At 34.0% G+C, this 6,580-nt stretch carries 9 protein-coding genes and 1 pseudogene; all 10 read left to right on the top strand.

Annotated features, from left to right (window positions below; all coding sequences use genetic code 11):
• Positions 1-124 precede the first annotated feature (124 nt).
• Positions 125-685 carry an alkaline shock response membrane anchor protein AmaP gene (gene amaP, locus FD26_RS10345; RefSeq protein ID WP_057868348.1) on the top strand — a complete coding sequence of 187 codons (561 nt, stop codon included), beginning with the start codon at positions 125-127 and terminating at the stop codon, positions 683-685.
• Between the two features lie 11 nt (positions 686-696).
• Entirely contained in the window at positions 697-882 is a 186-nt protein-coding gene (locus tag FD26_RS10340) for a DUF2273 domain-containing protein (protein WP_041500090.1), read from the top strand.
• A 27-nt stretch (positions 883-909) separates the two neighbouring features.
• Positions 910-1,452 carry an Asp23/Gls24 family envelope stress response protein gene (locus tag FD26_RS10335; protein WP_057868347.1) on the top strand — a complete coding sequence of 181 codons (543 nt, stop codon included), beginning with the start codon at positions 910-912 and terminating at the stop codon, positions 1,450-1,452.
• 14 nt (positions 1,453-1,466) lie between these two features.
• Positions 1,467-1,718, top strand: coding sequence for a GlsB/YeaQ/YmgE family stress response membrane protein (locus tag FD26_RS10330; protein ID WP_003680323.1), 252 nt, complete (start codon positions 1,467-1,469; stop codon positions 1,716-1,718).
• A gap of 11 nt (positions 1,719-1,729) precedes the next feature.
• Positions 1,730-1,870 (top strand): hypothetical protein, encoded by a 141-nt coding sequence (locus FD26_RS11215; RefSeq protein WP_103429321.1) that lies wholly within the window; start codon positions 1,730-1,732, stop codon positions 1,868-1,870.
• Positions 1,871-2,216: 346 nt separating this feature from the next.
• A complete protein-coding gene (locus tag FD26_RS10325) occupies positions 2,217-3,083 on the top strand; it encodes an SDR family oxidoreductase (RefSeq protein ID WP_057868346.1) in 867 nt (288 codons plus the stop codon).
• A 268-nt stretch (positions 3,084-3,351) separates the two neighbouring features.
• Positions 3,352-3,855, top strand: a complete 504-nt coding sequence (gene amaP / locus FD26_RS10320; RefSeq protein ID WP_235525361.1) for an alkaline shock response membrane anchor protein AmaP — start codon at positions 3,352-3,354, stop codon at positions 3,853-3,855.
• 278 nt (positions 3,856-4,133) lie between these two features.
• Positions 4,134-4,658: an Asp23/Gls24 family envelope stress response protein gene (locus tag FD26_RS10310; protein ID WP_057868344.1), complete on the top strand. Its 525-nt coding sequence runs from the start codon at positions 4,134-4,136 to the stop codon at positions 4,656-4,658.
• An 89-nt stretch (positions 4,659-4,747) separates the two neighbouring features.
• The gene (locus FD26_RS11405) at positions 4,748-4,876 is read left to right on the top strand and encodes a hypothetical protein (protein WP_268750919.1); all 129 of its coding nucleotides are present in this window, start codon (positions 4,748-4,750) and stop codon (positions 4,874-4,876) included.
• 134 nt (positions 4,877-5,010) lie between these two features.
• A pseudogene (locus FD26_RS11495) lies at positions 5,011-5,988 on the top strand (glycosyltransferase); the annotation flags it as partial.
• Between the last annotated feature and the right edge of the window lie 592 nt (positions 5,989-6,580).

Raw genomic sequence — 6,580 nt, 5'->3', positions numbered from 1 at the left:
CGCCATCAACTTGATTTGACGAACAGCCTTTAATCAAACAAAAATCTTAATTGGTTCCTTATAAGAGCATATAATTCCATTATCACAACTATCCTGCTATAGTTACGGTAAAGGCGGTGATGATTTGCGATTTATATTTAAGGCATTAATAGTAGTTTTTATTATCCTTGCATTTCCTTTATCCATAGTTCTTGTCTTTAAAAATTGGTCAACGGCCATGGGTACTAGTACACCCATGTCATTAAAGCTTGGTTGGTTGGAGCAGTACGAACAGATATACCTCTTTTGGAGTGGAGTAATTCTGGCGGTACTGTTAATTATTTTTTTGCTTATCACACTTTTTTGGCCACGGTCACAATCATTATATCTTCATCAAAAGTCTGATGGTCAAGTAACTGTCAGTAAGAAAGCTATTGAACATTTTGCGCTTTCAGCACTTCAACATGAACCCTTTATTGGCAACCCCAAGGTATCATCTAAGTTATCACGAAAAGGGATCACACTTAAAATATCGGGTGATCTACTAAATTCAGTCAATGCCAAGAAACAGACTGCAAATTTTCTTAATCAATTAAAAAAAGATTTGCGTATTTGTCTTGGAATTTCTGAAAAGAAAAAAATTAAAATCAGACTCGTTGATTTTAATGAGTTGGACGCTAATGTGCATAAATCTCGAGTTATCTAGGAGGTGATATCGTGACCGAACTCATTAAAGCCTATTTTTGGCCACTAATTGGTGGAATTATGGGATTGCTCTTAGCGGTCCTTATCATCACTGTTGGATTTTTCAAGACGCTTTTTGTTTTGATTTTTATGGCAATCGGGATTACCGCGGGTTATTATATTCAAAAAACTGGTATCTTAACAAATGTTTTTAAATAACTGTTTGAATTATAAGGAGGAAAAATTATGCAGAATGGAACGCCAAGTGAGAAAACAACAACTAACGAGAAGTCTGATGTTAAAGGCAATTTAACATTTGATGATAAGGTTATTCAAAAGATCATTGGTATCGCACTTTCTGAAGTAGATGGCTTATTAACCGTGGATGGCGGCTTTTTCGCAAATGTTGCTGAAAAACTAGTTAATACTTCAGATGTCACATCAGGAATTGATGTAGAGGTTGGAAAAAAGCAGGTTGCAGTGGATCTCGATATTGTTGCTGAATACGGCATTGATATTTCTAAACTGTATGACAAGATCAAAAATGTTATCGTTCGGGAAGTAAAGAATATGACCGAATTAGAAGTAATTGAGGTAAATGTGAATGTTGTTGATGTCAAGACAAAGGAGCAACATGAAAAAGATTCGACTTCTCTGCAAGATCACGTGAGCGATGCCACAGACAAAACGAAGGAAGCCCTCAGTAAGGGCGCAAAGAAATCGAAGGAAACATTAGGTGACAGCGTTGATAAAGTAAAGTCTGACAATAAATCTAGTCGTGTTATCTAAGGGAGTGAGTAAATATGGGACTTATTTGGTCATTAATCGTCGGGGCAATCATTGGTGCCATTGCTGGCGCAATCACTAACCGTGGTGCTGCTATGGGCTGGATTGCAAACATCGTAGCTGGTTTAATCGGTGCGTGGATTGGCCAAGGGCTCCTTGGCACTTGGGGCCCTTCGTTAGCTGGCATGGCATTGATACCATCGATCATCGGGGCAATTATTTTAGTTCTGATTGTTTCATTAGTTGTTGGTCGAACCAGTAAAAAGTAAGGGGGAATTTTATGGACGTCTTGAAAAGTGTATTTAAGTTTATGATTGCTTCTACGATCATTGTAGGTGGTGTCCTCATCGGTGGCACCGTCTTGGCTACTAAGAAAGTAGATGGCATTGGTGATACATTGCAACAAAAATTACATGGATAATTAGCCAAATTTATCTGTATGAGGCTTCTTAGAACGTAAATAATTGAGCAATTGAAGATCAGTTAATCAATATTTAAATTGGGAAGATAACCCTTTATAAATATAGATTGGAATTTTTTTGATAATTAATCAAAGCAGGCACTTTTTTACATAGGCGCTTGCTTTTATTTATCTATACATTATGACCTAGCAGTTAAAAACTGTTTTTACAGATATAAATATGGTAGATTGCAAATTTAATTACTAACCTATACCTATATATCTAGTTGATAGAATCTTTTGAATTAATAGTCCACATTCAAGTAACAGGTGAATGCACGTATTCGATTATGGAGGATAGTTAATAATGACTAAAATGCAACATGATGATGATTTTAAATTTCCTAAACAGCATCAGCCTGAGCCAGGTTTACAAAGTAAAATGTCGCCACAACCAGATGACGGATCCACAACTTATGCCGGATGTAATCGACTTAGGGGAAAGAAAGCCTTAATAACTGGTGCTGATTCAGGCATTGGTAGGGCGGTAGCTATAGCATATGCGAATGAAGGCGCTGATCTTGTATTAAATTATCTTCCAGAAGAGGAAAGTGATGCACAAGATGTTAGACGAATTATTGAATCTTTGGGTCGTAAAGTAGAACTAGTTCCCGGAGATTTGAAAGACGAAGCATTTAACAAAGAATTAGTGAAACAAACTGTACTATCGTTAGGTAAGATAGATACTTTAGTATTAGTAGCCGGTAAGCAACAAGCTAATACAGATATCACTACTATATCTACAGGTCAGATGATAGATACCTATACTACAAATGTTTTCAGCTTAATTTGGTTAGTCAGGGAGGCATTGGAATATATGCCAAACGGCAGTAGCATCATAACAACTAACTCTATTCAAGCAGAAGATCCTTCAGCATATTTAATTGATTATGCAGGGACTAAGGCTGCAATTAAAAATACAACGTTTGGGTTAGCAAAACAATTAGCTCAGCGAGGCATTCGTGTCAATAGTGTTGCTCCAGGTCCTATTTGGACACCATTGCAAGTGGTAGGAGGACAATTAGCAGAAAATATACCTACGTTTGGTAAGGATACTTCCCTAGGTAGAGCTGGGCAACCCTCTGAAGTAGCCGGAGCATATGTTTTTCTGGCTTCAGATGCGGCTAGTTATATAACAGCTACATCTATCAATGTTACGGGGGGGCTAATTTAATTAAATTTCTTTCTTATATCTACGCGTATCTACGCGAGAATTCTAATTTTATCCAAAGTATAGAGGGTGCTAAAGAATGAGTATAAATAAGCAAAAAATTTCGAGAAACAAAGTGTTAAATCTATTAACTTTATTCCAACTCTTAATAAGTTTATACCAAGTCATTAAGACCATTAAAAAGGGAAAATAAAGTAAGTTTTCCAAATTTTACCTTTTTGTAATTATAATTACTTAAGTAATTTCTACGACAGTAAGTTGGAGAAAATGTATGCATAAGACTACAAAATTTATTTTAGGTTTTTTAAGCTTAGGCTATGCTCTGGGGTTAATAACCTTGATATGGCCAGAGTTTCTAATCCGAGTATCTAAGTTTTTAAGCACTTACAATATGCGCTTTAATGCGATTCTTTTTAGTTACTACTATGGCGTCTCACTCCTGTTCCTTACACTTTTGATATTTCTAATAGTATTAATATGGCCGGTTATACAACCAGATATCGTTTTAACTAAGAGTAAAAACGGACGTTTAGCCCTTACCAATGAAGCGATTGTGCAGTTTATTAATAGAAACCTATCCGGCGAAGGACTATCTGATATTAAAGTTAAATTCAAGAATACGAAACGACAACATAAGTTCCATATTATTGCTGCTTCAAATTATAAACAATCCACATTAGCGGAATTACCTCGTATTGAGCAGGACCTCGAACACAATCTAGACGAATTGCTTGCTAAGGTTGATTCACTTCCCAATAAGGTTAATTTAAAATAAATCAAAAATCCAACCATAAATTTACGCGTGTTGTATAGGTAAGGAGTTAATATATGCGAGAAAAAATTAATAACATTTACCTCGGAGGTATAACTGGATTTATTTTTTCAACATTGCTGGTTACTGTGGGTATTTTGAAAACAATAATAATTGTGTTGTTTACATGTATAACAGCCTGGGGAAGTTATTTGATAGGTAAATATAATATTAATCTATCAAGTTTATCGAAAATATTTACGCACAAGAACTAATCTTCTGATTATAGAAAGGGTCTAATTATGACTACACAAGAAATTAATAACCAAAACAGTTCAATACAACACGTGGTGCCTAAGGGCGAATTGACCTTTGATGATAAAGTAATTCAGAAGATAGTAGGTTACGCAATTGAAAATGTGACAGGATTACTTGGTGCAAATGGTGGCTTTGTCGCAAACATTAAGAATAAAATTATTAATAGTGATAATGCCGCAGACGGAATTGGGGTAGAAGTTGGTAAAGAGCAAGTAGCTGTTGATCTAAATGTTGTTATGGAGTATGGCTACAATGCACACGATATCTATAAGCAACTTACGGAAGTAATTACTAAAAAGGTATATGAGACAACAAGTCTAACGTTAGTTGAACTTAATGTTGAAGTGGTTGATATTCAAAGTCAGAAAGAATTTGAAGCTTCACAGACAACATTACAGGATCGGTTAACAGATGCAGGTAATACATTAAAGGAAAAGACCTCGGATAGTGTGGAAACAGTGAAAAAAACAGCTGATAAAATATCCGATGACTCTGACCGTGTTAAATAGATAAGGTATTTAGAAAAGTTTGTCTACTCATTCTAATTTAATTCAAACCTCAATGACTATATTTATATAGAATCAAAAAGGGGACAATTATGAAACAAGAAAAGAAGACTGAAGAAGTTAACTCTGAGCAAAAGGTTTTGAAGCCTAAAGCAAAAAAGCCACACAATATATTACATGATGATAATCCTGAAAATGCAGATTATAAGAAGGCCGACTAGATATATTCTGTCATCATTAAAAAAGCTTAAAATTGTTGATTAGCAAACTAAGCTTTTTTATTTTTATATGTTTAACTTGAATATAAAGATTAGTTTATCTCTCTTTCGACTTCAATAATGTAGGAGGAATATTTATGGAAAAGTATATTTTAACACCAAAATTACGCAATTCATATGATGGTTCAATAAAACCACGTCGTGATATCAGTGATATTCTGACATCTAAATTATTATTTGAGAAAATTAATTATCCTATGTACAATTCTCAATTAACGGAGTTTCCTGATATTAACAATAAGGTAATAGATGCTGTAGAACCAAATTCTGTAATTTATTTTCAGTATCCGCTTTATATTACATCTGATTTTCAAATCGACTTAATAAGAAAAGCACACATGAAACAGTGCGCTGTTATAGCCATAGTACATGACATAAACGGTCTAAGAGGGCTAGATAATACTTTAGAAAAGGATATAGAATTATTAAATCAATTTGATGTCATAACTCTTCCTAGTAAATTAGCAAGAGAGGTACTGACCAATGCTGGATTGAAGGTGCCTGTAGTTATTCAAAGGGATCCATTTGATTTTCTGACTAATACACCAATAAATTATCCTACTTTTTCACATACTGTCAATTATGCTGGTAATATTTCCTTTACTAAGGCTGGATTTTTAGGAAATATCAATGATGTATATATGCACATCTTTGGCAGTAACTTAGATTTTACTCTTCCAAAAAATCTTGAATATATGGGGCAATTTGATAATGATAAACTTATTTCAAAATTAAACACTGGTTATGGGTTGTTATGGGATTCAGATGGGACCGGTAATACAACATTTAAAACGTATGAAAAATATAATTGGCAATATAAGTTAAGTCTTTATTTAGCTTCAGGAATTATTCCTATAGCAGACACCAATTCTAATGTTGGCACATGGTTAAAGAATAATAACTGTGGGTTGACATTAGGCATTTTGGAAGAACTTGATAGTACTATTATAGCCATCTCAAAATCTCAATATGAGCAATTACAGGATAATATCCGCATACAACAACATAGATTGCGTGAAGGATATTATACGAAAGAATTGATTAGTAGAATAGAGNTTATAATAAGAACGTAACTATATCATAAGCGTATTAAAATGATGTTTTTTAAAATTTTAGTATAGGGGGGGCTTGACAAGTAATAGTAGCCCCAACACTCTGTAAAAATTAACGATGAACGCATTAATGATAGCATTTTAGAGTTTATATAATAGTGTTAATAGTTCGATATAAGCTAAGATTTTCGAAAAACCTATACCTTTTTTAGCCGTTAAAAATAGCTATACGATCAAATACAGCAAAATTTAACCCAACCCCCCAAAGACTAGCGTATGGGATAAGCGACTAACTGGTCAAAAAATTTTAGAGATAAAATGAAGTCTTTTCGGACAGTTTTGTTTTAAGCTGTTTATTATTGTAATACTAAATATGCGCAGTTAAGGTAGATTGGAGTTAGTTGGTCATAAAGATATGCTAAGTGTTTTTAGATACTGCTTCCACATTAGAAATGTGAAAGATAGTCTCAGTCATTACGCATTATCGATGGAAATCACTTTGAAACTCGTATTCTGAAATAAACAGTTACTTTCCAAACGTGCTACATACTTATAATTTGGATATTAGGTAGATTGCAAATTTAATCCGAATTTT

Source organism: Companilactobacillus crustorum JCM 15951 (assembly GCF_001434585.1).
Classification (GTDB): Bacteria; Bacillota; Bacilli; order Lactobacillales; family Lactobacillaceae; genus Companilactobacillus; species Companilactobacillus crustorum.
The sequence above is the reverse complement of the archived record's forward strand: the minus strand, read 5'-3'. Positions and strand labels throughout refer to the sequence as shown.